The sequence below is a fragment of the Collinsella sp. Sow4_E3 genome (assembly GCF_052116285.1).
Taxonomy (GTDB): Bacteria; Actinomycetota; Coriobacteriia; order Coriobacteriales; family Coriobacteriaceae; genus Collinsella.
Genome location: NZ_JBQKLJ010000113.1, coordinates 1 through 482, shown reverse-complemented (window position 1 = coordinate 482; position 482 = coordinate 1). Strand labels below are relative to the sequence as shown.

Annotated in this window: 1 protein-coding gene; it reads right to left on the bottom strand. The window is 66.4% G+C overall.

Translation table 11 applies throughout. The features are described from left to right. Positions 1–270: 270 nt before the first annotated feature. Positions 271–482 (bottom strand): hypothetical protein (locus ACTQ48_RS11530; RefSeq protein WP_441571068.1); only part of this gene is annotated, 212 nt, incomplete at its 5' end.

Genomic DNA, 482 nt, shown 5'->3' with positions numbered 1-482 from the left:
GACCAGCGACGCACGCTGTATGACCTCGGGACCATCCGGCGTGTCGCAGCAGAAGCACAACTCAGATCGTCGTGATATGCTGCGCCTAGTTGCCCATCAGTGCGCCCTCGCACCGGTGGGCATTATGCATGTAGGGGGGCGACAGATGGGGACCTCTGACTGTGGCTGGTGCGACCAGTGCGGACACCCCCTACGACCCGGACGACACGGCACCCCATGGTGCCCCGAGTGTGACCGATGAAACGCCCATGCAGTGAACCTGGGTGCCCACTACTGGCACGTAAACCCGCAACCCACTGCGCCAACCATCGCCGCGAATCGCCCACCTACCTCACCCGCACCAACCCCGAGCGGGAACGCCGAGCGCGCACCGTCGCAGCATGGCGAGCCGAACACGGGAACTGGTGCCCCGGATACGGCGACCACGCCCCGCACCCAAGCGACGACCTCACCGCCGCGCACATCGCCGGCGCACAACTCGA